The following is a 25,227-nucleotide window of genomic DNA, read 5'->3' as shown; positions in this document are numbered from 1 at the left end:
TTCATCGGCGGCTCGCCGCGGGCGTGCCGTCGAAAACCGCTGAGTTACGACCGATCTCTTCAATTCTGATCGTGGCCGTTGCCTCGTGCGCAGCCAGTCCTTCGAATGCCGAGATACGCTCGACCGCGGGTGCCAGTTCGGCGGTCGCCTCACGGGCCGCGCGCTGATAGGTCAGCGGTTTGACGAATCGCGAAACCGAGAGGCCGGCGTTGTAGCGCGCCGTCTTACCGGTCGGCAGCACGTGGTTGGTGCCTGCGATGCCCTTGTCGGAGTACGCGACGGTGCTCCACCTGCCCAGAAACAGGGACCCGTAGTTGCGCAGCCGCTTGAGGAAGTAGTCGTCGTCGGCGGTCTGCACTTCGAGATGCTCAGGTCCGAGAACGTCGGCGATCGCCGCGGCCTGTTCGGCATCGCAGGCCACGACCACCGATCCGAAATCGCGCCACGCCGGCCCGGCGACCTCACGGGTCGCCAACGTCTCAAGCTGCCGGTCGACGGCCTCGATCACCTTGCGGCCCAACGTCTCCGATGTCGTGATCAGGGCGGCCGGCGAGTTCGGACCGTGTTCGGCCTGGCCAAGCAAGTCGGCGGCGACCCATTCCGGATCCGCTGTCTCGTCGGCGAGCACGGCGACTTCCGACGGGCCCGCGAGCAGGTCGATTCCGACCCGGCCGAAAAGCTGGCGCTTGGCTTCGGTGACGAACGCGTTGCCCGCGCCGACGAGCATGTCGACAGGTCCGTCGCCGATGAGCCCGAATGCCATGGCGCCCAGAGCCTGTACCCCGCCGACGGCGAAAACCGAGTCAGCGCGCGACAGGTAGGCACCGTACAGCACCGCGGGGTGGGCACCGTGCTCACCCGTCGGCGGTGTGCAGGCCAGCACCGTGGGAACGCCGGCTGCCTTGGCGACGCCGACGGTCATGAACGCGCTGGCCAGGAGCGGGAACCGACCGGCGGGCAGGTAGGCCCCCACCCGGTTGACCGGTACGTACTGAACGCCTCCGCTCACTCCGGGCGCGAGTTCGATCTCGAAGTCGGTCAGCCGCGCACGTTGCGCGACGGCGAACCGGTTGGTGCGCTCGTAGCCCAGCTCCAACGCTTCTCGCACATCGGCCGGGAGCGCATCACCGCTCTTGCGCAGTTCGTCGGCGCTGATCTCGAGCGGGCCCGACCACCCGTCGAGCTCCTGGGCGTAGGCACGCACCGCGTCGAGGCCCCGGCGTTCGATGTCGAGCAGCATCTGCGACACCCGCTCGACCACCTTCGGATCGCGCTGCGCCGGCGGGCCGTCGACTGCGGGCTTCTTCAGCCAGGTGAAGGGTCCGAGGGTGCGAGCTTCTTCGGTCGTGATCTGCATGCCGGCGACGGTAGGCCGAAATCAGACAAAGGACTAGATGGGTAACTCCTGGATTAACCGAAGGATAACCCTATAGATGCTGGCTCAGCGTGCTCGGCGGGCGATCAGCGGAGCAACTTCGTTGTGACCGGACAGCGCGGATTCGATGTGCAACTCCCGGATGGTGTCCTCGGCGAGACGCGCGAACTCGCGGGTGGCGTTGGACAGCGGGCGAGCGCGATGCTGCGCGAGGGCGATGACGTCGTACAACGGCTCGGCGAACGGTGCGGTGTACAGGCCAGCCGGGAACGCGTCGCTGTCGATGACAGCACCGCTGGCGATCGTGTCGCCCACCTTGCCTGCGGCCAGTTTCAGCGCGGCCTCGACATGTTCGATCTCGATCATCGGTTCCAACCGCAGACCGGCCAGTTGCGCACGCTCCGCCAATTGGCGGCGGGTCGGATCCTTCCAGCCGTAATGCGCGTCGTAGAGCACGAGGTCGGCCTCGGAGAACTGTTGAATCGTAACGGGTTTCGCGGCACGCGCCGGATCGGCCGTCACGTAGAAGACCTCGTCGCGCAGCAACGGGCGGACCGTCAGATCCTCGTCGTCGATCGGCAGGATGAGCATGCCCGCTTCGATCTCGCCGGCCTGTATCGCCGCGGCGGTCTCGGCGGAGTTCTGGCCGACCAACCGCACGCGCACCGCGGGATAGCGCATGTGGAAGGTCTGGACCAGGCTCGACAGCAGGTAGTAATCCGCATTGCGGGGCATACCGAAGGTTGCGGTTCCGCCACCGAGCGAGCCGAGTGACCGCACCGCGTGCACGCCACCGTCGGCCGCGTGCACGGCCTGCTCCGCGTAGGGCAACAGCTCTTGACCTGCGGCGGTGAGCGCGAGTTTGCGACTGCCGCGAACGAACAACTGAGCGTCGAGCTCTTCTTCGAGACGGCGCACCAGTTCGGAGATCGACGCCTGGGCGACGGCCAGCGCATCGGCGGCAGCCGTGAACGAGCCGAGGCGGTGCGCTTCGACGAAAGCCCGAAGTTGATTGAGCGTCATACCGTGCAGTATTGACCCATGACCGACTCGTTGATCCGCCCATTCCGCATCGCCGTACCCGACGCCGATCTCGACGACCTCAAGCAGCGCCTGTCCCGCACCCGCTGGCCCGAGCCGGAATGCGTCGACGACTGGACGCAGGGCATACCGCTGAGCTACACGCGCGACCTCGCCGAGTACTGGGCCACCGAATACGACTGGCGGTCGCGGGAAACCGCGCTCAACCGGTTCGACCACTACACCACCGAGATCGACGGGCTCGACATCCACTTCATTCACCAGCGCTCGACGCGCGAGGACGCGTTTCCGCTCGTCATCACGCACGGCTGGCCGGGATCGATCGTCGAATTCCACAAGGTGATCGAACCGTTGACCGAGGCCGGCTTTCACGTGGTGTGCCCATCGCTGCCGGGCTACGGATTCTCCGGCAAGCCCACGACGACCGGATGGGGCATCGGCAAGATCGCCCAGGCGTGGGACACGCTCATGGCCCGGCTGGGATATGAGCGGTACGGCGCGCAAGGCGGCGACTGGGGCGCGGCCGTCACGACCCAGATCGGCCGCAACGTCGGCAATTGTGTTGGCATCCACGTGAATATGCCGATCGCGCAGCCACCCGCAGAAGGCGTCGGTGAAATGACCGAGGACCTGCAGAAGGCGCTGGCCCGCATCGACTACTACCGCAAGTGGGATTCGGGCTACATGAAGCAGCAGTCGACCCGGCCGCAGACCGTGGGCTACGGGCTCGTGGACTCCCCCGTCGGCCAGCTCGCGTGGATCGTCGAGAAGTTCTGGTCGTGGACGGATTGCGACGGGCATCCCGAGAACGTGCTCAGCCGCGACGAACTGCTCGACAACGTCATGCTCTATTGGGTGACGGCCTCGGCCGCGTCGTCGGCCCGGCTGTACTGGGAAAGTCACGACACCTTCGGGGCAGGCGACTACGTGACACTGCCCACCGGCGTGGCCTCGTTCCCGAAGGAGATCCTGCGTGCGCCGCGCAGTTGGTGCGAGAACAGCTACAACGTCACGCACTTCACGACGATGCCCCGCGGCGGGCACTTCGCGGCATTCGAACAGCCCGAACTGTACGTCGAGGATGTGCGCACGTTCTTCGACACCGTGCGCTGAGTTCTTCTGCCGAGCAGACGCGGGGGTACCCAAAATTGTTGGAAATAGGGTACTTCCGCGTCTCAGTGTCATTGTGAGTGTGCCGGGTTTACGGCGGGTCTGCGTGACAGCTGCTGTGGCGCGGTGGTTGGTTACGTTTCACCTGGTGTCTGGCTCCCTACGCGTCTGTCGCCCTCGGGGTTGGCGTTGAGCAGTAGTGCCGGCATCAGGTGAGACGGACCGGCCGACCTGACTTGATAGGAGCGTGGCATCGCCCCGACTGAGATGTGTCGGCCGACCGGTCCAACCTCAACACCCTCTCCACAGAGCGAAGGAGGCAACTCTCATGATTGTTGTTGGCGCCGATGTGCACAAGCGCTCACACACCTTTGTCGCCGTCAACGAGGTGGGCCGGCGGCTGGGCGAAAAGACCGTCAAGGCCACCACCGAGGGCCACCAGGCGGCGTTGATATGGGCACGCGAACAGTTCGGCACGGATCTGATCTGGGGTATCGAGGACTGCCGCAACATGTCGGCACGGCTCGAACGTGACCTGCTTGGTGCCGGGCAGAAGGTGGTGCGGGTACCCACCAAACTCTCAGCCCAGGGAGGTGTCAGATGGTTTGTGTAAGGGGTGTGGTGTCCTGACGGAGAGTCGACACTGATGATTGTGATTGATCCTGAAGTTCGTGAGCAGCGGCGTCGTGAGATGAAAGCGGCGACTGACAAGCTCAAGGCCTCTGGTGCTCTCGATGATTTGTTCGCCAAGATCGATTCTGGCGAGGTCGAGCTCGAGGGCCATGACGGTCTGATTCAGCAGCTGATCAAAGCTGGTCTCGAACGCGGCTTGCAGGCCGAGCTCAGTGATCACCTCGGCTATGAACGCGGTGATCCCCAGGCCAGTTTGCTGCCCAATTCGCGCAATGGTTCGTATCCGAAAACGGTGGCCTCTCAGGTCGGCGACGTTGAGCTGTCGATCCCGCGGGATCGCGAGGGAACTTTCTCACCGACGTTGGTACCCAAGGGTTCTCGCCGTCTCGGCGGGCTAGATGAGATGATCATCTCGCTGTATGCCGGCGGCATGACGCTGCGCGACATCGAACACCACCTGGCTACCACGATCGGCACCGAGATCAGCCGCGAGACGCTGTCGAAGATCGTCGATGAAATCAGCGATGAAGTCATGGCCTGGCAGCGCCGGCCGCTGGAACGGTTCTACCCGGTGATCTACCTCGACGCCTTGGTCGTCAAGGTCCGCGACGGCGCCCACGTGCGTAACAAGCACGCTCATATCGCCGTCGGTGTCGATATGGACGGCATCAAGCACGTCCTGGGCATCTGGGTGCAAGCCGCCGAAGGCGCGAAATTCTGGGCCGGAGTGTGCGCAGAGCTGGCCAACCGCGGCGTGGCCGATGTGCTTATCGTCTGCTGTGACGGGCTGACCGGCTTTCCCGAGGCCATCGAAGCGACCTGGCCGGCGGCCACGGTGCAAACCTGCGTGGTGCATCTGATCCGTACCGCGATGCGGTTCGTGTCCTATAACCAGCGCAAAAAGGTCGCCACCGCACTCAAACCCATCTACCAGGCCACCGACGCCGAGGCCGCCCTGGCTGAGCTCGACGATTTCGCTAAATCCGAACTCGGACAACAAAATCCGCATACCGTTGCAGCGTTTCGCAACGCTTGGGAACGGTTCACTCCGTTCCTGGCGTTTCCCCCGATGGTGCGCCGGGTCATCTACACCACCAACTCCATCGAATCGCTGAACTACCAACTGCGCAAAATCATCAAAAACCGTGGCCATTTCCCCGGTGACGATTCCGTGGTCAAGCTGCTGTGGCTGGCCATCTGCACCATCGAAGACAAACGCGCCCGAGAACGTGAAAAGCAACGAGGAAAACCGGCCAACGAACGCACCGCACCCAGCCGCCTGATCGAGGGCCAAGTCACCACCAACTGGAAACAAGCACTCGGCCAACTCGCCATCGTCTACCCCGACCGCATCAACCCCTACCTATAACCCGACCGACCACTCACTTACACAAACAACTTGACAGGCTCCAGCCCAGACACGCAAGTCCGCACGCACCCGGGGCAAGTCCGATCCCATCGATGCCGAGGCGGTCGCGCGGGCGGTATTGCGTGAACCCGACCTTCCAGTGGCCTGCCATGACGAGACCTCACGCGAGCTCAAGCTGCTCACCGACCGCCGCGATATCCTTGTCGCCCAACGCACCTCGGCGATCAATCGACTGCGCTGGCATGTCCATGAACTCGACCCCGAGCAGGCCCCAGCCGCGCGCAAGCTCAAATTGACCACACACCAGCAAGCCCTACAGGACTGGCTGCAGACCCTTGCCGGGCTCATCGCCGAGATCGCGCGTGACGAGCTGGCCGACATCATCCGACTCACCGCTGAGATCAACGCCCTCGAAAAGCGCCTGGCCGCCCGCATCCGCGACCTCGCTCCCACACTGCTGGCCATCGACGGCTGCGCGGAGCTGACCGCGGCCAAGATCGTCGGCGAGGCCGCCGGCATCGAACGGTTCACCGGCGAGGCCGCCTTCGCCTGCCATGCCGGCGTGGCACCCATCCCGGCATGGTCGGGCGCCAACGCCGGCCAAATGCGGTTAAGCCGCTCAGGCAACCGCCAACTCAACACCGCCATCCACCGCATCGCCGTCACCCAGGCCCGGATGGAAGGCAGCCAAGGCCATACCTACTATCACCGACTGATCGCCGAGGGCAAAACTAAGGCCAAAGCCCGACGCTGCCTCAAACGCCGCATCAGCCGCCGCGTCTACCAAGCCCTGCTCACCGACCGCCAAATCCCACACCACACCCAACAATCAGCTGCCGCTTGACATAGGAGCTATTGCTCGCGCCAGGGCAGCTAGGTAAGCACCTCGACGTAACCCTCGGTTCCGTGCAGCCGGATGCGCTGTCCGTCGCGGATCAGCGTGGTGGCGTTCTCGACGCCGACGACGGCGGGGAGCCCGTATTCGCGGGCGATCACCGCGCCGTGGGTCATCAGGCCGCCCACTTCGGTCACCAGACCCGCGATTCCGACGAACAGCGGCGTCCAGCTTGGGTCGGTGTACGCCGTGACGAGGATGTCGCCGGGTTCGAGTTGAGCCTGTTCGATGTCGACGACGACCCGGGCCCGGCCCTCGACGGTGCCTGCCGAAACGGCAAGGCCCACCAGGGCGTCCGGCGGAAGGTCGGCGCGCCGGTAAGACCCGGCGACGGCCTCGCCGTCGGACGTCAGAACCCGCGGCGGTCTCAGGGCCTCGTAGGTCTGAAATGCCGCCCGGCGGTCCTGGATGAGTTCGTGGTCTGCTGAGTTGGTGCGCATGACCTCGTAGAGTTCGTCGAACCTGAGGTAGAAGACGTCGTCCGGCGCGTGCAGAACCTGGGCCTCGACGAGGCGGCCGGCCTCCCTGAGCAGTGCTTGCTTGTAGCTGAAATAGCGGCTGACCATGCCGTACTTGGGGTATTCGCGGTAGCCGGCGAAATTGCGGACGCGCCTGATCATGCGTTCGGTCTCGGCGGCCTTGCGCTCGCCATCGGGCAGCGCGCGCAGTCGCGCCAACAGCTCGCGTTCCTTCGAATCCGCTTGCCGCAGACCCTCCTCGAAGCGCCGCGCGGCCGCACCCGGCTCGAAGTTGTCGACGTTGGCGAGGATCGTCGGCACGAGCGTGGCCGGCCGTTCGCGCCAGCGCGGCCTGGTGATGTCGATCTCGCCGACGCAACGCATGCCGTATTTGTCGAGGAACGCCTCGAACGCTCGGTGTGCGTCGAGCCCGCCGGCGACTGTCGTGAGATCGGCGAGGTCGTCGCTGCCCTCGGCCGCGACGCGGCGCAGGAACGCCACCACCTCGGGATGCGGTCGTATCGCGTCGGCGACATCGAGCAGCGCCAGGCCCATCTCCGACGTGACGTTGTGCGGCACCGACTGCGTCAGGACGTCGGCCGCGTTCTTCTCCCCCAGCCACTCCTGCAGGTGGTCGTTGAGCCATTGGGCTGCGTCCATACCGGCCACGATCACCTGATGGCTGCGTGGAGCGAACAGCGTCTGCTGCAGGTCCGCGATGTCGGCCCGGATGAAGTCGAGCAGTTCGGGTCCGGACTTCGTCTGGATGTCGCGTCGCAGTGCGGCGACGGCGGCCTGGTTCTCCTCGATGAGCTCGACGACCACGGCCGGGTCCATTTCGATCGCGGCCTGCGCCGCGCTCGGCGCCGGCCCCTGATCCACATCGGGGACGATGTCGATGAACCCGCGGTCGAGAACCGTCCGCAGGGCGTCGGCGATCAACGGATCGGATCTGCCGAAACCGTCGAGGAAGTTCGCGCGGCTGCGCGGCGACTGCAGCAGTTTCGCGACGTCGACGAACAACCGGCCGCCGGCCTCGGCCATCGGCCGGGGCGTCGTCAACTGCCACACCGACAGACCAAGGGGCTTCATCGGGTCGGTCATCATCTGCTGATGGCCGACCGAGAGGTAGACGTGGTTCTGACCGTCCTGCTGCTCGGGAATCGAGAACAGCGTGGTGATCGGCCGAGCCTGAACGATGTGGAAAGCATCGTCGAGCAGGCACCATTCGATGTCTTGCGGACAACCGAAGTGGGCTTCGATGCGCCGGCCCAACTCGCTCAAACGTAGGGCTTGCGCATCGTTGAGCGTCGGGTATTTTGCGGCGATCCTGGCCACGACCTCGCCGTCCCGGACCGTGTAGCGGTCCGGCTCGGCCCGCCCGGACACCAGGGCCTCGCCGAGGCCGAATACTGCCTCGATCGCGGCAACCCTACGGTGACCGGACACGGGATCCGCGGTGAACAGGACGCCCGCCGCTTGCGCGGGCACCATGCGCTGCACGACCACCGCCATCTGCACCTGCCGGTGGTCGACGCCAGTGCGCTGCCGGTAGACCATGGCCCGCTCGGTGAACAGCGAGGCCCAGCACCGCTTGACGTGGTCGAGCACCGCCACCGGTCCGACGACGTTCAAATACGAGTCGAGCTGGCCTGCGAACGACGCGGCCGCCGAGTCCTCCGTCGTCGCGCTCGAGCGAACGGCATACGAGCCGTCCACGCCGACGCGCTCAAGTGCATCGATGACCGCGGCCGCGATGTCGGCGGGCATCTCCGTCTCGTCGATGCTCCCTCCCGGCGGCACGTCGGCCATGAACCGTCGAAAGGCCTCGGTCGTCACGCAGAAGCCGTCGGGCACCTGCACCCCCGCGATGCCGGACAACTCGCCGAGCCGCGCGCCCTTGCCGCCGACCATCGCGACCGACGTCCGGTCAACCTCGTCAAGATTCACCACATAAGCCATTACCGCTGCTCCCCCATCGTTCTCGGCTTGCGAACGGCGATTATGGACCAAGATTTCGCGTCTCATGAGCGCCCCGAAATCCAGCTAGAATGAAGGCAACACGAGCGATTTGCTAATACTGGCTTGGTGGGCCTGGTATCCGCTTGGGGGAAAACCCCACTGACACGCGTGCTGTTGGTGGGCATTCTGGTGGGGATGACACTGCTGCTGTGGGCTCCCACGGTGCGAGCCGACGGCGCCGGGTCGGACACCGATATCCACGTCGCGCAATCGCTTGGCGGCCGCGAACTCACGGTCGTCATCCGACGCGTCGGACCGGTTCTCGGTCCGTTGCATGTCGACGTGGTCACCCACCAGGGCGACGCGCCCGGAACACTGCATCTCACTGCCACCTCGGGCGGAACCGCCACGAGCAGTGGACAGATCGAGCTCGGGCCGCGTCCCGGCATCTATTCGACGACGCTGAACGTCGACCGGGCCGGGCCGTGGGAGCTGCTCGTCGACGACGGAACCACGGTGGCCCGTATCCCGTTTCTCGTTCCGGTGCAAGTGATCCCGCCGTGGAAGAAGGCCAGCGACTACGGCTTCTTCGCGGCGGGCGCGCTGCTCATCGTTTCGTTGGGCGTGGCGCTGCGGTCGCGCCGCAGTTGGGTCGCGTTGATCCCGGCGACCGGGATGGTCGTCGCACTGACGGTCGCGGTGACCGGGGCGGTGCTGTCGGCGTATTCGCCGCCACCGCCGCAGCCGGGGCAGGATCTCGACCCCACCCTCGACAACATGCGTGACCCGTACGCCCGCATCGCATCGAATTCCCTGACTCCAGTGGACTATTCGCGGCCGCCGGTCAACCTGGCCGTGACAATGCACGGCCAGACGATGCAGCTCGGCCTCATCGACTCGTCCACCGGCCGACCGGTCGACGACCTTCTGATCCACCACGGAGCGTTGATCCACCTCATCGTCGTCTCGCCGTCAGGCGCCATGTCGCACCTGCATCCCGTGCGGGTTGCGCCGGGCCGCTACGAAGTCCAGTTCCATCCCGCCGAATCCGGCACCTATGCAATCGCCGCCGAAATCGCCCGTCGCGGTGGCGGAGTGCAACTGGTGCGCTCCTCGGTGACCGGCGGGTCGCCCGACGCACCTTCCCGGGTGGAAACGATCTCGAAAGGCGAGATCACCACGACCATCGCCAAGGCCGGGACACCCAGCACTGTCCGGGCGCGGTTCGGGGACACCGCCGATCTGCAGCCCTGGCTCGGGATGACCGGACACATGATGGTGATCGGTCCGCTACCCGCGGGGGCCGCGACCGACATCGGCGACCACGCTCTCGTCGCCCCGGTGTGGTCACATGCGCATGCCATGGTGCCGCCCGCTCCCGGCGCCGCAGGCGGCCAGCCCGACGAATCGGTGGCGCGGTACGGTCCCGAGGTCGAATTCACCTACACGTTCGCGCTTCCCGGCCGCTACAAGGTGTGGGTGCAAGCCGAACGTGACTACGCCATCCTTACCGCGCCAACCGAAGTCGAGGTCCCGTGAGCCGCCAACGTCTGCTCGTCACCACCGTTGTGGTCGTCGCCGTCGCGGCCGGTGTGGGGTGGCTGTTGTGGCCCACATCCGCGGCCCCGAGCGCCGCCGCTGTCACCGCGGGCCCCTACCAGGTGCGGTTGATCGGCGATCCGCCGAAGGTCGGTACCGGTCCGGTCACGGTCGAGATAACCGGCAGTGGCGACGAGGCGCCGACACCCGACACGGTGAGTTTCGAACCCGCCATGCCTCAAATGGGTCATGCCACAACACCTGTGGTCGCAACCGCCGAAGGCGACGGCCGGTACCGCGGTGACGTGGACCTGTCGATGCCGGGGCAATGGGAGATCACGGTCCGAATCACCTCCGGGACACAGACACACAACGCGGTGTTCAGCGTCACCACCAACGGCTAGGAAGGGCACCATGACGGAGTCATCGGGCAAGTCACCGGGCAAGCTGCCGGCATTCGTGATGTTGGCAGGCACGCTGATCTCGCTGTCCGGGCTGACGTGGGACATCGGCTGGCACAGCGATGTCGGACCGGACAGCTTCTTCACGCTGCCGCACCTGTTCGTCTATTCCGGTGGTGCGATCGCCGGGTTGACGAGCCTGGCGATGGTGTTGCGCGCGACCGCGGCACAGCGCAACGGCCAGACTCCCGATCCCGCAGTCGGCGGCCGGGCGTTCAAGGTGCTCGGCGTATTCGCCGCCCCCATCGGCTATCTCGTCGGCGGTATCGCCGCGGCGTCGTTCCTGCTGTACGGACTGTGGGACGAATGGTGGCACGGCCTTTACGGATTCGACGTCACGATCGCCTCACCGCCGCACCAGGGCTGGCTGACCTCGATCTGCGTCACGATGATCGGCACCGCAATCGTGTTCGCCGCGGCCCGCGAACATCGCTGGGGCCGATGGGGATTCATGACGGCGATCGCGGCGTTCGGGTCGTATGCGTCGATCACCAGCACCGCGCTCGCCGAGGTCAACCTCGGCACGACCATCGACTGGTTCACCGTCACCTGGATCACCCTCCCGCTCGTGTGTGTCCTGCTGGGCTCACAGGTCATCGGCCGCGGCGGGGCCGCGGGCACCGGACTCGTCACATTCCTGATCAACCTGGTCATGTGGTCGTTCGCGGAATGGGCGGTGGGCTGGTACGCCGAACTGCAACACCTGTCGCTGCGCGACTACGTCGTGCTGAGCTTCCCCATCGACATGCTGCTGATTCCCGCGGTGGTGTGCGTGTTCGGTGTTCTCGTCGAACTGCTGCTGCGCTGGAAGGACGCCACCGCCTGGCTGCTGGCCGGTTGCGGCGCGGCAGGCGCGATCGCGATCACCTGGTGGATCAGCTCAGGTGCCCAGTCCGAAGGCATCGAGGGTGCGGGGCCCGGCGAACACACCACCAACGTGCTCCTCACGTGCCTCGCGGCCGGGGTGCTCGCCGCGCTTCTGGGTGGCGCGACGTGGCGACTCGGCCGGGCGCTCCGGGCGTCGAACACCGCGCCGGCCCCGGCCGCCGAGGCGGTCGCGGCATGACACTACGCGCGGTTCTCGCGATGCTGTGCGCCGGCGTGACGCTCGCGATCGGCGCGGCGCCTGCGGCCGCGGCCAATCCGCTCGACTACGTCGTGCACACCGAACACGTTCAGGTGGGGCCGTATCCGGTGACCGTCGGCTTCACCGTATGGCCGCTGCGGGCCATGCAATCGCTCGATTTCACGTTCGAACCCGAGGGCGGCATCGCAGGCAAGTCGGGGACGATCGCCACGATCGCACCCGACGGCGGCACCGACGTCGACCGGCTCGCACGCCACCCGCGCAACCGCGACGTGTGGGGACTGGACGTGCAGTCGCTCAACTCGTCCGGCACCTGGACACTGCGGTTCACGATCGACGGCCCCCAGGGTGAGGGCACCGGCGATCTGACCGTCGACGTGCTCAAGCAGCCCGGGCCGCCGCTGCCGTTGAGTTGGGCGATCGGCCTCATACCGCTGACGTTGACGTTGGTGTTCTTCGGCGTGGTGTGGGCGCGCACGGGCCGGCGCAGCGACGCTGAGATCTAGGCCAGCGAGTCGACCCAGGCCCGGTGCAGGGCCGCGTACGCACCGCCGGCACGCTCGATGAGATCGGCAGGCGGACCGTCTTCGACGATGCGGCCGTGCTCGAGGACGAGCACGCGATCGGCGATCTGCACGGTCGAAAGCCGGTGTGCGATAACCAGTGCCGTGCGGTCGGCGAGCACCGTCTCCAGCGCACGCTGCACCATGCGCTCGCTCGGGATGTCGAGCGAGGACGTCGCCTCGTCGAGGATCAGCACGGCCGGATCGGCGAGGAACGCCCGGGCGAACGCGACGAGTTGACGCTGGCCCGCCGAGAGCCTGCCGCCGCGCTTGGCGACGTCGGTGTCGTAGCCGTCGGCCAGGGTTGCGATGAACCGGTCGGCCCCCACGGCCTGCGCGGCAGCCCGCACCTGCTCGTCGGTGGCGTCGGGGCGGCCGAACCGGATGTTGTCGGCGATGGTGCCCTCGAACATGAAGTTCTCCTGCGTGACCATCACGACATGACGGCGCAATTCGGACTGCGACAGGTCACGCAGGTCGATGCCGTCCAGCGTCACCGCGCCCGACGTCGGGTCGTAGAACCGGGCGATCAGCTTGGCGATCGTGGTCTTGCCCGCGCCCGTGGTGCCGACGAGTGCCACGGTCTGGCCGGCAGGCACCTGCAGCGTCAAACCGGGCAGCACCGGACGGCCGGGCGTATAGGAGAACTGCACATCGTGAAACTCGATATCTCCCTTCACCTCCGACAACGCCACCGGATGCGCCGGATCGGCGATACCCGGCTTCTCGGCCAGCACGCCTGCCAATTTCTCCAGCGCCGACGACGCCGACTGGAAGGTGTTGAAGAACTGCGAGATCTCCTGCATCGGCTCGAAGAACATCCGCAGATAGAGCAGGAACGCGGCGAGCGTGCCGATGGTCATCTCACCGTTCAGCACGCGGTAACCGCCGTAGAGCAGGACGACGCCCGTGGTGATGTTGCCGACCAGTTTGACGCCGGGCATGAAGATCGCCAGCAGCTTGAACGTCTTCTCGTTGATCGCGCGGTAGTCGTCGGCGATGTCCTCGAAGATCTCCTGGTTGCGCGGTTCGCGGCGGTAGGCCTGAACGGCCTTGATACCGGTCATGGTCTCGACGAACTGCACGATGACCAGCGCCGCACTCTCGCGCACCAGGCGGTAGGTCTTGGCCGACTCGTTGCGGAACCACCACACCAGCGCGACCAGGATCGGGAACGCCGCCAGGCACATCAGGCCGAGCCGCCAGTCCAGCGCGATCAGCAGGATCGCGGTGCCGAACAACGTGAGCACCGCGGTGATGAGGCTGTCGAACCCGGTTTCCAGCATGTCCTGGATGGCTTCGACATCGTTGGTGGACCGGCTGACCACACGGCCTGACGTGTAGCGGTCATGGAATGCGACATCGAGGCGCTGGAAATGCCGGAACACCCGGCGACGAAGCTCCAGCAGCACCTCCTGCCCGATCCGGCCCGAGCGGCGCAGGAAGAACATCCGGCTGACCGCCTGGATGACCACCACCGTGCACAGCGTGCCGACGATCAGCATCAGCTCGCGGGCCGGGCCGCCGTCGATGATCGGCGGGATGCCGCGGTCGATGCCGCGCTGCACGAGGATCGGAACCGACAGGCGCGCAAGGTTTTCCACGATGACGACGAGGGCGAGTGCGCCGACCGTCCAGCGGTAGGGCCGCAGCAACGAGCCCAACAGCGCCCTGGCTTCGCGGCGGCGCGGCACGCTCTCGTCGATCGGCAGGTCGTCGTCCTGCTCGTCTTTGATGCGGCCGCGCCATTCGGTGGTGCTCATCGGCGCTGCACCTCCGACGGAACCGGCCGCTCGACCTGATCGATCGCGGCCCGCTCGTCATGGACCCGCTGCAGCCGGGCCAGCTCTTCGTCGTCCTCCCAATCGCAGCTGCGCTCGCACGCATCGTCGAGCTCGTCGTCGGCGGCCAGCAGATACCGGTACTGCGGCACCTCGGCGAGCAACTCGGCATGCGTGCCGATGTGGGTGATGGTGCCGGCTCCGTCGACATTCTCGAGCAGCGCGACCTTGTCGGCCAACAGCACGGTCGAGGCGCGATGCGCGACGATGATGCCGGTCACCTGGTCGAGCACGCGGCCGAGCGCCTCGGTCACGACTGCCTCGGTGTGCACGTCGAGCGCCGACAGGGTGTCGTCGAGCACGAGGATCTTCGGCGCGGCGAGGATCGCGCGGGCCAGCGAAAGACGTTGCCGCTGACCGCCGGACAAGCTCATGCCCTGCTCGCCGATGCGGGTGTCGAGGCCGAACGGCAGGTCGTAGGCGAACTGCGCGGCGGCGATCTCGATGGCCTGCGCGAGTTGCTCGTCGGACGCGTCCGGCCGCCCCAGCCGCAGGTTCTCGGCCACCGACATCGAGAACAGTGTCGGATCCTCGAACGCGGTGGCCACGGCCTGGCGCAGCGCGGGCAGACTCAACTCGCGGATGTCGCGGCCGTCGATGAGAATCTGGCCCTCGGTGACGTCGTAGAGCCGGGAGAACAGCGCGGCGAGCACTGACTTGCCCGAGCCTGTCGAGCCGACCAGGGCGAGCGTTTCACCGGGCTCGACCGTGACGGTGACGTGGCGCAGTGCCCACTCGCCGTCGCTGTCCGGAAACCTGAACCCGACGTCACGCAGTTCGAGGCGGCCGCCGCGGGGCGCCGAAGCCGACGGGCCGTCCGTGATCTCCCTTGGCGCATCGAAGATCTCGGCGATCCGATTCGCCGCGGTGAACGACTCCTGTGTCATAGACAGCAGAAATCCCAGTGAGGCGATGGGCCACACGAGCGACAGCATCATCGTGATGAAGGCGACGAGCGTGCCCATCGTGACATACCCGTGGCCTGCGGCGTAGGCACCGAACCCGAGCACCACGATCAACGTCAGGCTGGGGATGACTTCGAGCAGCGTCCAGAACTTCGCCGATACGGTGACCCGGCTGACCTGGGTGTCGAACAGCTTGGAGGCCTGGTCGTCGAACCTGTCGTAGACGTAGTCCTCACGGCCGAAGGACTTGACGACCCGCAGCCCGAGCGCGGACTCCTCGACGTGTGTTGCGACATGGCCGGTCTGATCCTGGGCGAGCCGCGACAACCGCGTGTACTCACGCTCGAAATGCAGGACGGTGGCAGCGATCGGCACGATCGACACCACCACGACCACGCCGAGCGGCCAGTACATCGCCAGCAGGATCGCGGTGACGACCGTGATCTGCAGGGCATTGAGGATCAGGAACACCAGCCCGAACGACATGAACCGGCGAATGGTGGACAGATCGTTCATCACCCGCGACAGCAGCTGGCCCGACTGCCAGCGGCCGTGAAAGCTCATCGGCAGAATCTGCAGCCGCGCATAGAGATCCTTGCGGATGTCGGCCTCGACACCCATCGTCGCGCGCGCCACGAGCCAGCGCCGGATGAACCACAGCACCGCCTCGGAGATGCCCACCGCCGTCGCCGCGGCGCCGAGCACCCACAGGCCCTGCTGATCCTGATGGCGTACCGGACCATCGATGACGGCCTTGGTCATCAACGGGATCGCGACGGTGGCGGCGAGGCTCGCGATCGCGACGACGATCATCGCGGTCCAGCGCGCCCGGTAGGGCAACAGGTACGGCAGCAGCCGCCAGAGATCCGAGCTAGCCCTCATCCGCGCCGGGCGAGGGGCTATCGCCGGCGCCGAACGCAGGGCATCTCTGGTCGGTTCAGTCACAACGTCTCAATTTTCCCATGTGCGGCAAGCGAATAACCTCATGCGACCGCAGCGTCGTCGGCGAACTGCGTGTAGTACAGCTCGGCGTACCGGCCGTTGCGGGCCAGCAGTTGTTCGTGAGTACCCCGTTCGACGATGCGTCCGTCCTCGACGACCAAGATGACGTCGGCGGCACGAACCGTGGACAGGCGGTGCGCGATGACGATCGATGTGCGGCCGTCGAGCGCCTCGGCGAGGGCCTGCTGCACCGCAGCCTCGGACGCCGAGTCCAGCGACGCCGTAGCCTCATCGAGCACCACCACCCGTGATCGTCCCAACAGCAGACGCGCGATGGTCAGTCGCTGCCGCTGTCCTCCGGACAGACGGTATCCGCGCTCACCGACAACCGTGTCCAAGCCGTCGGGCATCGCCGCGACCACGTCGTCCAGCCGGGCCCGTCGCAGCGCCTCCCACAGCTGGTCATCGGTCGCACCCGGCGCGGCCAAGCGCAGGTTCGACCGGATCGTCTCGTGGAACAGGTGCCCGTCCTGGGTGACCATGCCCACGGTGTCCTTGAGCGAGGCGAACGTCGCGTCACGCACGTCGACGCCGTTGAGCCGCACCGCACCGCCGTCGACGTCGTAGAGCCGGGCCAGCAGCGACGCGATGGTCGACTTGCCCGCGCCAGACGAGCCGACGAGCGCCACCATCTGGCCGGGCTGCGCGGTGAACGAGATACCGTGCAGCACCTCGTCGCCGCCGCGCTCGTCGAGCACCGCGACCTCTTCCAACGAGGCCAGCGACACCTTGTCGGCCGACGGATAGGCGAACCGGACGTCGTCGAATTCGATGCCGACCGGACCTTCCGGGATGGCGACGGCACCGGACTTCTCGGCGATCAGCGGCGCCAGATCGAGCACTTCGAAAACCCGCTCGAACGACACCAGGGCGCTCGCGATCTCGACGCGGGCGTTGGCCAGCGCGGTCAGCGGCGCGTAGAGCCGCGTGAGCAGCAGAGCCAGCGACACGATCGCCCCGGCCTGCAATTGCCCGCCGATCGCGAGCACCCCACCGAGGCCGTACACGAGGGCCAGCGCGAGCGCCGACATGAGCGTCAGCGAGTTCATGAACGTCGACTGCAGCATCGCCGTGCGCACGCCGATGTCGCGGACGGCGTCGGCGCGCACCGCGAACTCGGCCGATTCGCGGGCCGGGCTGCCGAACAGCTTGACGAGCGTGGCGCCGGGCGCCGAGAAGCGTTCGGTCATCTGGGTGTTCATCGTGGCGTTGTGGGCGGCCGCCTCACGCGACAGCCCGGCCATGCGGGTGCCGATGCGACGGGCCGGCACCACGAACAGCGGGACCAGCAGCAGCGACAGCAGCGTGATCTGCCACGAGATGCTCAGCATCACCGCGAGCGTCAGCGTCAGGGTCACGAGATTGGTGACGATGCCCGACAGCGTGTCGGAGAACGCGCGCTGTGCCCCGATCACGTCGTTGCCGAGCCGGCTCACGAGTGCGCCCGTTCGGGTGCGCGTGAAGAACGCGACCGGCATCTTCTGCACGTGGTCGAACACCGCGGTGCGCAGATCCAGGATCAGGCCTTCGCCGATGTTCGACGACAACCAGCGGGTGACCAGTGACACCGCGGCCTCGCCCACGGCGATCGCGGCGATCGCGCACGCCAGCAGCACCACGACCGACGCCGAACCGGCACCGGTGATCTCGTCGACGACGCGCCCGGCCAGCACCGGGGTCGTGACCGCCAGCCCGGCACCGACGACGCTGACCGCCAGGAACACGCCGAGCCGGCGATGATGCCGGCCCGCGAAGCGCCAGATACGCGCGAGCAACCGACGGTCGGCCAGCGCGTGCAGATCGCCGCCGCGGGCATGCGCCTGCCGGTACAGGGTCTGCCTGGCGACCGTTTCGATACTCATGAGCCTCACCGTAAAACCTCAACAATTGATGAGGTCAACGACTTCCCGCAGGTGGCTCAGACCAAACCGAAGTAGCCGATCACCCCGGCAGCGACCACGATGAGCAAGGGGTTGACCTTGCTGAACACGAAGATCGCGGTACACGCCGCCGTCAGCACATACGCGCGCCAATCGTGGTCGGCGGCGCGGCTCATGACCAGCGAGGTCGCCAGGATCAAGCCGACCGTCAGCGGCGCGAAGCCCTTCTCGACCGCCTGCCGCAGCCGCGACTTCTCGGCCTTCTGCCAGAACAGCGTGACGATGTAGACGAACGACGCCGCCGGAACCACCATCGCGGCCGTCGCGACCACGCCACCGAGAATCGCGCCAGGTACCCCGCCGACGTGCAGGCCGGCCCCGTAGCCGACCATCGTCACGATCAGGATGCTCGGCCCCGGTGCGGTCTGCGAGATGGAGAACAGATCGGCGAACTGGCTGTCGGTCACCCAGTGCCGGTCGTTGACCGCCCGCATGTGCATCTCGGGCAACACCACGTTGCCGCCGCCGATCGACAGCAGCGACAGCGTGCCGAACAGGGCGATCAGTTGGACATAGGTCTGCACGGCACTCATGCCGCCCGCTTGCGCGGCCAGGCCCAGATCAGGCTCAGCGGCGCCAGGATCGCGAGCGTGCCCAGCAGCGGCCAGCGCAGTAGTCCGTTGAGCACGAACGCCCCGGCGAACAACAGAACCGGCACCAGCCCGGTCAGGCACTGCCTGCCGGTCTTGACCACCATGGCGACGGTCAGCGCGACCGCGGCCGCCGATGCCCCGTGCAGCACTCCTTTGACGGCAGGCACCTCCTTGAACCGGAAGTACGCGAACGCCATGACGAGCACGATGACCATCGGCACCAGGCACAGGCCCACGACCGCGGCGACCGCGCCCGGCAGGCCGCGCATCTTGGTCCCCGCGAACACCGCCATGTTGACCTGGTTGGCGCCAGGCAGGATGCGGCACATCGTCATCGCGGACAGGAACTCCGCCTCACCGAGCCAGCGCTTCTCGACCACCAGTACCTCGCGCGACCACGCCGACAGCCCGCCGCCGAACGAGGCCAGCGCGATGTGGTTGAACGTCCAGGCCAGCTCGGCGAGCGAGACCCGCTGCACGGGCGGGTCGAGCCGCTCATTCATGGACGAGATCTGCGTCGTCGGGAAAGTCGTGCGGCGCGTCGTCCTCGTGGTGGGTTTCGGGGTGCAGGGGATCCGGCGGCTCGTAGTGGTGCGACGTCTCCCAGTCCGCGTCGAACACCTCGCGGAGCCGCTCGACGGCAGCCGGATCGTCGACCGTCAGGCCGAGTTCGCGACGCAGGTCGAAGGCGCTGCGGTCGATGTTCATCGAGCCCACGAGGGCGTGATCGTCGGCGATGAGCAGTTTGGCGTGCACCCGCAGGTTCTTCTGTTTGCGCACCTTCACGCCGAAGCGGCGCAGCGTCCGCAGCGACGCGAACGTGTCGAGCACATCCCATTCGCTGATGCCGTGCCTGCCGCCGCACAGCACGTGCACGTTCACGCCGCGTCCCGCGGCCGCGGCGATGTGGTCGAGGATCACCGCGTCGACGTACTTGGGGTGCTGGATGCGGAGCCGGTGCTGGGCCGTGTCGATGAACTTGGCCATGTGGTAGCGCGAATTCGAGTTGCTCCACAACAGGCCGCGATAGACCGACGGCTCCCAGTCGGCGTGGTTCCAGTCGGCGTCGAACGCCTCGACGATCTGCGCGACCTGCGAGCCGTCGGTGGTCACGATGCCGTAGTCGCGCGTGCGGGTGAAGTACTTCTCGCACAGGTTGAACGTGGCCACCAGCGCCGCCCGCTCATCGACCACGATCGACTTCTCGTGCGTCACGTAGAAGGACGGATTGGACCACTGGACCGTCACGCCGGCCGCGGCCAACTGCTCGAACGTCTCGTCGTTCGCGCGGTCCCCGCCGGATCGTTTCGGATTCAACATCACCCGGACCGCCACCCCGGCGCGGTGCCGGTCGATCACCGCATCGATGAGCGACGGCTCGGTGAAGGTGAATTGCTTGACGAGCAATGAGCTTTGGGCCGAGCCGATGAATTCGCGGACCGGCGCCACGCCGTCGTCCGGTTGAACCATGACCCGCGGCGTGACAGGCAGCATAAGGGCCGGATGCTAGCACCGATTCATGTCGGGGACGTGCCTGCGCCAATCGTGGTTGTTCATCGGGCAAGATGGCGGGCATGGACAGTACTGCCAGCGGTATGGCTTCCCCCCGCGTACTCGTGGTGGACGACGACCCTGACGTGCTCGCCTCACTCGAACGCGGACTGCGGCTGTCCGGTTTCGACGTGTCGACGGCCGTGGACGGGGCCGAAGCTCTGCGCAGCGCGACCGAGACCCGACCGGACGCGATCGTGCTCGACATCAACATGCCGGTGCTCGACGGCGTCAGCGTGGTCACCGCGCTGCGCGCGATGGACAACGACGTCCCGGTCTGCGTGCTGTCGGCGCGCAGCAGTGTCGACGATCGCGTGGCCGGGCTCGAAGCCGGTGCCGACGACTATCTCGTCAAGCCGTTCGTGCTCGCCGAATTGGTGGCCCGCGTCAAGGCCCTGCTGCGCAGGCGCGGCTCGTCGGCGACGTTCTCGTCCGAGACCATCCAGGTCGGCCCGCTCGAGGTCGACATCCCGGGCCGGCGCGCGCGGGTCAACGGCGTCGACGTCGATCTGACCAAACGCGAATTCGACCTGTTGGCCGTGCTGGCCGAGCACAAGACCGCGGTGCTGTCGCGTGCGCAGCTGCTTGAGCTGGTGTGGGGCTACGACTTCGCCGCCGACACCAACGTCGTCGACGTGTTCATCGGTTATCTGCGCCGCAAGCTCGAGGCGGGTGGCGCGCCCCGGCTGCTGCACACCGTGCGCGGCGTCGGCTTCGTGTTGCGAACTCAGTAGCGCCTCCCATGAGCCTGCTCGCCCGGATCTTCCGCCGCACCCCGTCACTGCGGACCCGGGTGGCGTTCGCGACGGCCATCGGCGCGGCGATCGTCGTCGTCATCGTCGGCACGATCGTGTGGGTCGGCATCACCAACGACCGCAAGGAACGGCTGGACCGCCGCCTCGACGAGGCCGCGGGCTTCGCCATCCCGTTCCTGCCCCGCGGCCTCGACCAGATCCCCCGCTCCCCCAACGATCAGGACGCGGTCATCACGGTGCGCCAAACCGGTTCGGTGACCTCGAACTCGACCGTCGTGCTGCCCGAACTGCCCGCCGGTTACGCCGACACGTACATCGACGGCGTGCGCTGGCGTGTGCGCACGGTCGAGATCCCGGCGCCAGGACCGATGTGGGTCGCGGTCGGTGCGACCTACGACGGCACGATCGCCGACACCAACAACCTGCACCGCCGCGTGATCGTGATCTGTGTGTTCGCGGTCGGTGCGGCGACCGTGCTCGGCTGGGTGCTCGCGGCGTTCGCGGTGCGCCCGCTCAAACGGCTGGCCGAGCAGACGCGCCAGATCGAGGCCGGCGACGAGGCACCCGACGTCGAGGTCCGCGGCGCGACCGAGGCCGTCGAGATCGCCGACGCGGTCAACGGCATGCTCAAGCGCATCTGGAAGGAACAGGACCGCACCAAGGCGGCGCTGGCGTCGGCACGCGATTTCGCCTCGGTGTCCGCCCACGAACTGCGCACGCCGCTCACGGCCATGCGCACCAACCTGGAGGTGCTGGCGACCCTCGACCTGCCCGACGAACAGCGCAAGGAAGTGGTCAACGACGTCATCCGCACGCAGTCGCGGATCGAGGCCACCCTCGGTGCGCTGGAGCGCCTGGCGCAGGGTGAGCTGACCACCACCGACGACCATGTGACCGTCGACATCACCGAACTGCTCGACCGGGCCGCCCACGACGCCATGCGCGTGTATCCCGAACTCGATGTGTCGCTGGCGCCGTCGCCGACGGTGATCATCGTCGGATTGCCGACCGGGCTGCGGCTCGCGGTGGACAACGCGATCGCCAACGCCGTCAAGCACGGCGGGGCGACCAGGGTGCAGTTGTCGGCGGTCAGCTCACGCGAAGGCGTCGAGATCGCCGTCGACGACGACGGGTGCGGGGTGCCCGAAGAGGAACGCAAGCTGGTCTTCGACCGGTTCTCCAGAGGCTCGACGGCGTCCCGGTCGGGATCGGGTCTCGGTCTCGCCCTGGTCGCACAACAAGCCGAACTGCACGGCGGCACGGCCTCGCTCGAGTCGAGCCCGCTGGGCGGGGCCCGGCTGCTGCTGCGGCTTCCCGGGCCCCGCTAGCGGGGCTATCGCCCGCGTTGCGATTTGCCGCTGTCCCAGCGCGCGAAACCGGCCTCCTGTGCCGATTCCTCATCGCGGAACCAGATCTCGGCGATCGTCTGTTTGTAGGACGGGCTCTCCGGCGAGTGATACAGCATCGAATCCTCGTTGCCCTTGATCGTGTAGCCGGCCGGGGTGCCGCGGCCCGACACCCGCACCGAATTCGCACCGTACGGCGCCTCCTCGACGACCGTGGGCTGCTCGGCCTGGCCGGTCTCACCGGTCGAGGCGAGCTTTGCCACACCGGCTGCACCCGCCGCACCGGCCGCACCTGCGACACCCGCGCCGCCACGGGCGGAGTCCCAGCGGGCAAAGCCGGCGCGCTCCGCGGTATCGGCGTCGCGGAACCAGATCTCGGCGACGGTCTGTTCGTAGGACGGGCTTTCCGGCGAGTGATACAGCATCGAGTTCTCGTTGCCCTTGATGGTGTAGCCGGCCGGCGCCGTGGTAGCCGCGGCCGTGCGAATCGACCCGGCGCCATACGGTTCGTCGTCCGTACCGCGGCCGCTGAGCTTCGCGGCGCCGACCCCCGCCGCACCACCTGCGGCCGCCACCCCGGCTGCCGCGGCACCCGGCGTGCCGACCTTCGGCAATTTGGCGGTCGCGTCGTCGACCTTCGGCAGCCTCGTGGTCGCGTCGTCGGCGCCCGCCAATGTCGCTGCGCCGCCGCCGGTTTCGGGACGCCGGCCGAGCGCACCGTAGACCGGCACCTCCCGTTTGACCCTGCGCACCGTGAGCGCCAGGGTCAGCACGAGCCCGAGGACGAATGACAGGGCCATGAGCCACCAGTTCACGTTGTTCATCACTGCGCTCCGATCTCACGCGACTCGGGAAGTGCGGCGAGCGCCTCGTCCTCGCTGGTGTTCTTGATCGTGACGATCGTCAGCAGCCACGCGACGAGCGCGCCGAGCACGAATGCGAGCAGGTACCAAAACCATTGAATGATGAAGTCCATGTCGAATCTCCCTAGTTGACCGTGATCTCGACGCGGCGGTTCTGCGCCCTGCCCTGGGGGGTGTCGTTGCCTGCGATCGGATTCGCCGATCCGGCGCCGCTGGACGTCACGTGATCCGGTGCCAGACCCTGCGAAACCAGGTAGTCGGCAACGGCTTTGGCGCGATTCGCGCTGAGCGGAACGTTGATCGCGTCATTGCCGGAGCTGTCGGTGTAGCCCGTCACCGCTGCCCGCGCTCCCGGGCAGGTCTTCAATTTGTCGGCCACCTGGGTGAGCAGCTGCTCGGATCCCGAGGTCAGGCCGAACCCGTCGGTGTCGAAGTTGATCGGCGTGCGCAACAACGCGGAGACATCGTCCTGCAGCGCCGCGCACGGGCCGGGTGCCGGAGCTGGGGCCGATGGTGGGGAAGGAGCGGTGGGTGCCGGTGGCACCGGGCCGACCGTGATGTTGTTGGTCAACTGGAGGTTTGGCCAACCCTGTTTCACGGCGGCCTCGACGGCCGCCCGCACCTCGTCGGAGGTCGCGGTCCCGGTGAGCGTCAGGCGGTCACCGTCGAGCTTGAAATCGAAATCCGGAATCCCGGCCGCCGCCGCCTGGAACACCGAACCGAGTGCAGCGGGATCCGGGGTGTTGACACCGGGCTTGATGTTCAAGTTGTCCACGAGGTTCACATCGGGACCGAACTGGGCCCGAAGGGATTCGAGCAGTGCGGTTTTCGCCGCGTCGTCGGGCAGGTCACCGGAGAGCGTTATGTCGTTGCCGTTGCGGGTGATCGACAACGGCGCGAACGACAGGTTCGGTGCGTTGACGTCAGGCGCGTTGGGGGCGTTGAGGTTCGGCGCGTTGACGTCCGGTGCACTCAACGTCGCCGACGGGTTAACGCTTGGCAAAGTCATTGCCGCGCCGTCGCCGGACCTGTCGGTCGAACTCCAACCGATCAGGCCCAGCAACAGCGGTACGGCGAGAAGTGCGAGCAACCAACCTATTCCAGGTGGTCGCCGATAGAACTTGGAGGCTGTTTGCCAGCCCGTGATGGTCCGAGTTTCGTCCGAACTCGACATTAGGTACTCCTGAAGTCGACTGAACAACTACCTACGGCGGCCAAACAGTTCGACCGTAGCAGCAAACAACAGGAGTGTGGACGGCTCGCGGAAACTCGTTGTGCAGGTCAGCGCGCCGCGAGCAGATCGATCACGAAGATCAACGTCTTACCCGAAAGCCGGTGACCGGAACCAGCCGGACCGTAGGCCTGGGCAGGCGGGATGACGAGTTTGCGGCGCCCGCCGACGCGCATCCCCGGGATGCCGTCCTGCCAGCCCTGGATCAGACCGCGCAGCGGAAACTCAATCGACTCACCGCGATTCCAGGAGCTGTCGAACTCCTCGCCGGTGTCGTACTCGACGCCGACATAGTGCACCTCGACAGTTCCGCCGGGCACGGCTTCGGGACCGTCGCCGACCACCAGATCGGTGATGACCAGCTCGGTGGGCGCAGGTCCATCCGGGAACTCGATCTCAGGTTTTGTACTCACCGGACCAACCGTAGTCGGGCAGACTGGCGGTGTGGCTAAAGATCAGGACATCCTCGCCGAAGTTCACCGACTCGTCGCAGAAGAGCAGGAGCTTCGCTCCAAACTGCAGCGTCGGGAGATCGACGAGGACGAAGAGCATCGGCGACTGCAGTCGCTGGAGGTGGCGCTGGACCAGTGCTGGGACCTGTTGCGGCAACGCCGGGCCTTGCGGGAGACCGGCCAGGACCCGCGGGAGGCCCAAGTCCGCCCGGCCGATGAAGTCGAGGGCTACAAGAACTGACCGGGCCGGCTCGA

22 protein-coding genes and 2 pseudogenes are annotated in these 25,227 nt (G+C 66.8%); 11 read left to right on the top strand and 13 right to left on the bottom strand.

Annotated elements, in window-relative coordinates; translation table 11 throughout:
- Position 1: 1 nt before the first annotated feature.
- Together hisD and ACOI2T_RS05920 are read right to left on the bottom strand one after the other, a co-directional pair.
- Positions 2–1,357, bottom strand: a complete 1,356-nt coding sequence (hisD, locus tag ACOI2T_RS05925) for a histidinol dehydrogenase (protein WP_409506128.1) — start codon at positions 1,355–1,357, stop codon at positions 2–4.
- Positions 1,358–1,441: 84 nt separating this feature from the next.
- The gene (locus tag ACOI2T_RS05920) at positions 1,442–2,398 is read right to left on the bottom strand and encodes a LysR family transcriptional regulator (protein ID WP_409506127.1); all 957 of its coding nucleotides are present in this window, start codon (positions 2,396–2,398) and stop codon (positions 1,442–1,444) included.
- 18 nt (positions 2,399–2,416) lie between these two features.
- Here ACOI2T_RS05920 and ACOI2T_RS05915 point away from each other — a divergent pair, with 18 nt between their 5' ends.
- The 4 genes and pseudogenes from ACOI2T_RS05915 to ACOI2T_RS05900 all read left to right on the top strand — a co-directional run.
- Entirely contained in the window at positions 2,417–3,529 is a 1,113-nt protein-coding gene (locus ACOI2T_RS05915; RefSeq protein ID WP_409506126.1) for an epoxide hydrolase family protein, read from the top strand.
- 325 nt (positions 3,530–3,854) lie between these two features.
- A pseudogene (locus tag ACOI2T_RS05910) lies at positions 3,855–4,115 on the top strand (IS110 family transposase); the annotation flags it as partial.
- 102 nt (positions 4,116–4,217) lie between these two features.
- Positions 4,218–5,528 (top strand): IS256 family transposase, encoded by a 1,311-nt coding sequence (locus ACOI2T_RS05905; protein WP_409506543.1) that lies wholly within the window; start codon positions 4,218–4,220, stop codon positions 5,526–5,528.
- A 43-nt stretch (positions 5,529–5,571) separates the two neighbouring features.
- Positions 5,572–6,372, top strand: a pseudogene (locus tag ACOI2T_RS05900) (IS110 family RNA-guided transposase); the annotation flags it as partial.
- 29 nt (positions 6,373–6,401) lie between these two features.
- Here ACOI2T_RS05900 and rph read toward each other — a convergent pair.
- A complete protein-coding gene (gene rph / locus ACOI2T_RS05895) occupies positions 6,402–8,843 on the bottom strand; it encodes a rifamycin-inactivating phosphotransferase (protein ID WP_409503703.1) in 2,442 nt (813 codons plus the stop codon).
- Between the two features lie 126 nt (positions 8,844–8,969).
- Between rph and ACOI2T_RS05890 the strand changes: the two genes are divergently transcribed.
- The 4 genes from ACOI2T_RS05890 to ACOI2T_RS05875 are packed head-to-tail and all read left to right on the top strand — an operon-like array spanning position 8,970 to position 12,436.
- Positions 8,970–10,382: a DUF8832 domain-containing protein gene (locus ACOI2T_RS05890; protein WP_409503704.1), complete on the top strand. Its 1,413-nt coding sequence runs from the start codon at positions 8,970–8,972 to the stop codon at positions 10,380–10,382.
- Positions 10,379–10,786, top strand: a complete 408-nt coding sequence (locus tag ACOI2T_RS05885) for a FixH family protein (RefSeq protein ID WP_085144845.1) — start codon at positions 10,379–10,381, stop codon at positions 10,784–10,786. The genes ACOI2T_RS05890 and ACOI2T_RS05885 overlap by 4 nt, the downstream gene beginning before the upstream one ends.
- A gap of 10 nt (positions 10,787–10,796) precedes the next feature.
- On the top strand, positions 10,797–11,909 hold the full coding sequence (locus ACOI2T_RS05880) for a hypothetical protein (RefSeq protein WP_409503705.1): 1,113 nt from the start codon (positions 10,797–10,799) through the stop codon (positions 11,907–11,909).
- Positions 11,906–12,436, top strand: coding sequence for a hypothetical protein (locus ACOI2T_RS05875; RefSeq protein WP_409503706.1), 531 nt, complete (start codon positions 11,906–11,908; stop codon positions 12,434–12,436). The genes ACOI2T_RS05880 and ACOI2T_RS05875 overlap by 4 nt, the downstream gene beginning before the upstream one ends.
- Here ACOI2T_RS05875 and ACOI2T_RS05870 read toward each other — a convergent pair.
- The 6 genes from ACOI2T_RS05870 to ACOI2T_RS05845 all read right to left on the bottom strand — a co-directional run bounded on the left by ACOI2T_RS05870 (position 12,433) and on the right by ACOI2T_RS05845 (position 20,268).
- Positions 12,433–14,256 carry an ABC transporter ATP-binding protein gene (locus tag ACOI2T_RS05870; RefSeq protein WP_409503707.1) on the bottom strand — a complete coding sequence of 608 codons (1,824 nt, stop codon included), beginning with the start codon at positions 14,254–14,256 and terminating at the stop codon, positions 12,433–12,435. The two genes, ACOI2T_RS05875 and ACOI2T_RS05870, sit on opposite strands and share 4 nt — an antisense overlap.
- On the bottom strand, positions 14,253–16,121 hold the full coding sequence (locus ACOI2T_RS05865) for an ABC transporter ATP-binding protein (protein WP_234816857.1): 1,869 nt from the start codon (positions 16,119–16,121) through the stop codon (positions 14,253–14,255). The genes ACOI2T_RS05870 and ACOI2T_RS05865 overlap by 4 nt, the downstream gene beginning before the upstream one ends.
- 101 nt (positions 16,122–16,222) lie before the next feature.
- Positions 16,223–18,103, bottom strand: a complete 1,881-nt coding sequence (locus ACOI2T_RS05860; protein WP_409503708.1) for an ABC transporter ATP-binding protein — start codon at positions 18,101–18,103, stop codon at positions 16,223–16,225.
- Positions 18,104–18,159: 56 nt separating this feature from the next.
- On the bottom strand, positions 18,160–18,714 hold the full coding sequence (locus tag ACOI2T_RS05855; protein WP_409503709.1) for a chromate transporter: 555 nt from the start codon (positions 18,712–18,714) through the stop codon (positions 18,160–18,162).
- On the bottom strand, positions 18,711–19,277 hold the full coding sequence (locus ACOI2T_RS05850) for a chromate transporter (RefSeq protein ID WP_409503710.1): 567 nt from the start codon (positions 19,275–19,277) through the stop codon (positions 18,711–18,713). The genes ACOI2T_RS05855 and ACOI2T_RS05850 overlap by 4 nt, the downstream gene beginning before the upstream one ends.
- On the bottom strand, positions 19,270–20,268 hold the full coding sequence (locus ACOI2T_RS05845) for a phospholipase D-like domain-containing protein (protein WP_067846157.1): 999 nt from the start codon (positions 20,266–20,268) through the stop codon (positions 19,270–19,272). Before ACOI2T_RS05845 ends, ACOI2T_RS05850 begins: the two co-directional genes overlap by 8 nt.
- Before the next feature lie 71 nt (positions 20,269–20,339).
- Here ACOI2T_RS05845 and prrA point away from each other — a divergent pair, with 71 nt between their 5' ends.
- Positions 20,340–21,059, top strand: coding sequence for a two-component system response regulator PrrA (prrA, locus tag ACOI2T_RS05840; protein WP_198538820.1), 720 nt, complete (start codon positions 20,340–20,342; stop codon positions 21,057–21,059).
- A gap of 8 nt (positions 21,060–21,067) precedes the next feature.
- A complete protein-coding gene (locus ACOI2T_RS05835) occupies positions 21,068–22,408 on the top strand; it encodes a sensor histidine kinase (RefSeq protein WP_409503711.1) in 1,341 nt (446 codons plus the stop codon).
- A gap of 5 nt (positions 22,409–22,413) precedes the next feature.
- Here ACOI2T_RS05835 and arfC read toward each other — a convergent pair whose 3' ends face one another.
- The 4 genes from arfC to ACOI2T_RS05815 all read right to left on the bottom strand — a co-directional run bounded on the left by arfC (position 22,414) and on the right by ACOI2T_RS05815 (position 24,933).
- Positions 22,414–23,250 (bottom strand): channel accessory protein ArfC, sunset domain variant, encoded by an 837-nt coding sequence (gene arfC / locus ACOI2T_RS05830; RefSeq protein WP_409503712.1) that lies wholly within the window; start codon positions 23,248–23,250, stop codon positions 22,414–22,416.
- Positions 23,250–23,402 carry a channel accessory protein ArfB gene (arfB, locus tag ACOI2T_RS05825; RefSeq protein ID WP_165765965.1) on the bottom strand — a complete coding sequence of 51 codons (153 nt, stop codon included), beginning with the start codon at positions 23,400–23,402 and terminating at the stop codon, positions 23,250–23,252. Before arfB ends, arfC begins: the two co-directional genes overlap by 1 nt.
- Positions 23,403–23,413: 11 nt before the next feature.
- A complete protein-coding gene (gene arfA, locus ACOI2T_RS05820; RefSeq protein ID WP_458127390.1) occupies positions 23,414–24,463 on the bottom strand; it encodes a channel-forming protein ArfA/OmpATb in 1,050 nt (349 codons plus the stop codon).
- Positions 24,464–24,570: 107 nt separating this feature from the next.
- Positions 24,571–24,933 (bottom strand): FKBP-type peptidyl-prolyl cis-trans isomerase, encoded by a 363-nt coding sequence (locus ACOI2T_RS05815; protein WP_036433691.1) that lies wholly within the window; start codon positions 24,931–24,933, stop codon positions 24,571–24,573.
- A 31-nt stretch (positions 24,934–24,964) separates the two neighbouring features.
- Between ACOI2T_RS05815 and ACOI2T_RS05810 the strand changes: the two genes are divergently transcribed.
- Complete coding sequence (locus ACOI2T_RS05810; protein WP_084356506.1) at positions 24,965–25,213, top strand: DUF2630 family protein; 249 nt, start codon at positions 24,965–24,967, stop codon at positions 25,211–25,213.
- Positions 25,214–25,227: the final 14 nt, after the last annotated feature.

This window comes from Mycolicibacterium wolinskyi str. Jessa 2025, assembly GCF_049241375.1.
In the GTDB taxonomy this organism is placed as follows: Bacteria; Actinomycetota; Actinomycetes; order Mycobacteriales; family Mycobacteriaceae; genus Mycobacterium; species Mycobacterium wolinskyi.
Note: the sequence above shows the minus strand (reverse complement) of the source record. Positions and strands in the feature narration are given on the sequence as shown.

What these genes read in the sequence shown, in the direction of transcription:
- rph (WP_409503703.1), bottom strand. Translation starts at nt 8,843, where the DNA reads ATGGCTTATGTGGTGAATCTTGACGAGGTTGACCGGACGTCGGTCGCG.
- ACOI2T_RS05865 (WP_234816857.1), bottom strand. Translation starts at nt 16,121, where the DNA reads ATGAGGGCTAGCTCGGATCTCTGGCGGCTGCTGCCGTACCTGTTGCCC.
- ACOI2T_RS05860 (WP_409503708.1), bottom strand. Translation starts at nt 18,103, where the DNA reads ATGAGTATCGAAACGGTCGCCAGGCAGACCCTGTACCGGCAGGCGCAT.
- hisD (WP_409506128.1), bottom strand. Translation starts at nt 1,357, where the DNA reads ATGCAGATCACGACCGAAGAAGCTCGCACCCTCGGACCCTTCACCTGG.
- ACOI2T_RS05870 (WP_409503707.1), bottom strand. Translation starts at nt 14,256, where the DNA reads ATGAGCACCACCGAATGGCGCGGCCGCATCAAAGACGAGCAGGACGAC.
- arfC (WP_409503712.1), bottom strand. Translation starts at nt 23,250, where the DNA reads ATGAACAACGTGAACTGGTGGCTCATGGCCCTGTCATTCGTCCTCGGG.
- ACOI2T_RS05875 (WP_409503706.1), top strand. Translation starts at nt 11,906, where the DNA reads ATGACACTACGCGCGGTTCTCGCGATGCTGTGCGCCGGCGTGACGCTC.
- ACOI2T_RS05845 (WP_067846157.1), bottom strand. Translation starts at nt 20,268, where the DNA reads ATGCTGCCTGTCACGCCGCGGGTCATGGTTCAACCGGACGACGGCGTG.
- prrA (WP_198538820.1), top strand. Translation starts at nt 20,340, where the DNA reads ATGGCGGGCATGGACAGTACTGCCAGCGGTATGGCTTCCCCCCGCGTA.
- arfB (WP_165765965.1), bottom strand. Translation starts at nt 23,402, where the DNA reads ATGGACTTCATCATTCAATGGTTTTGGTACCTGCTCGCATTCGTGCTC.
- ACOI2T_RS05905 (WP_409506543.1), top strand. Translation starts at nt 4,218, where the DNA reads ATGAAAGCGGCGACTGACAAGCTCAAGGCCTCTGGTGCTCTCGATGAT.
- ACOI2T_RS05850 (WP_409503710.1), bottom strand. Translation starts at nt 19,277, where the DNA reads ATGAATGAGCGGCTCGACCCGCCCGTGCAGCGGGTCTCGCTCGCCGAG.
- ACOI2T_RS05920 (WP_409506127.1), bottom strand. Translation starts at nt 2,398, where the DNA reads ATGACGCTCAATCAACTTCGGGCTTTCGTCGAAGCGCACCGCCTCGGC.
- arfA (WP_458127390.1), bottom strand. Translation starts at nt 24,463, where the DNA reads ATGTCGAGTTCGGACGAAACTCGGACCATCACGGGCTGGCAAACAGCC.
- ACOI2T_RS05880 (WP_409503705.1), top strand. Translation starts at nt 10,797, where the DNA reads ATGACGGAGTCATCGGGCAAGTCACCGGGCAAGCTGCCGGCATTCGTG.
- ACOI2T_RS05835 (WP_409503711.1), top strand. Translation starts at nt 21,068, where the DNA reads ATGAGCCTGCTCGCCCGGATCTTCCGCCGCACCCCGTCACTGCGGACC.
- ACOI2T_RS05915 (WP_409506126.1), top strand. Translation starts at nt 2,417, where the DNA reads ATGACCGACTCGTTGATCCGCCCATTCCGCATCGCCGTACCCGACGCC.
- ACOI2T_RS05855 (WP_409503709.1), bottom strand. Translation starts at nt 18,714, where the DNA reads ATGAGTGCCGTGCAGACCTATGTCCAACTGATCGCCCTGTTCGGCACG.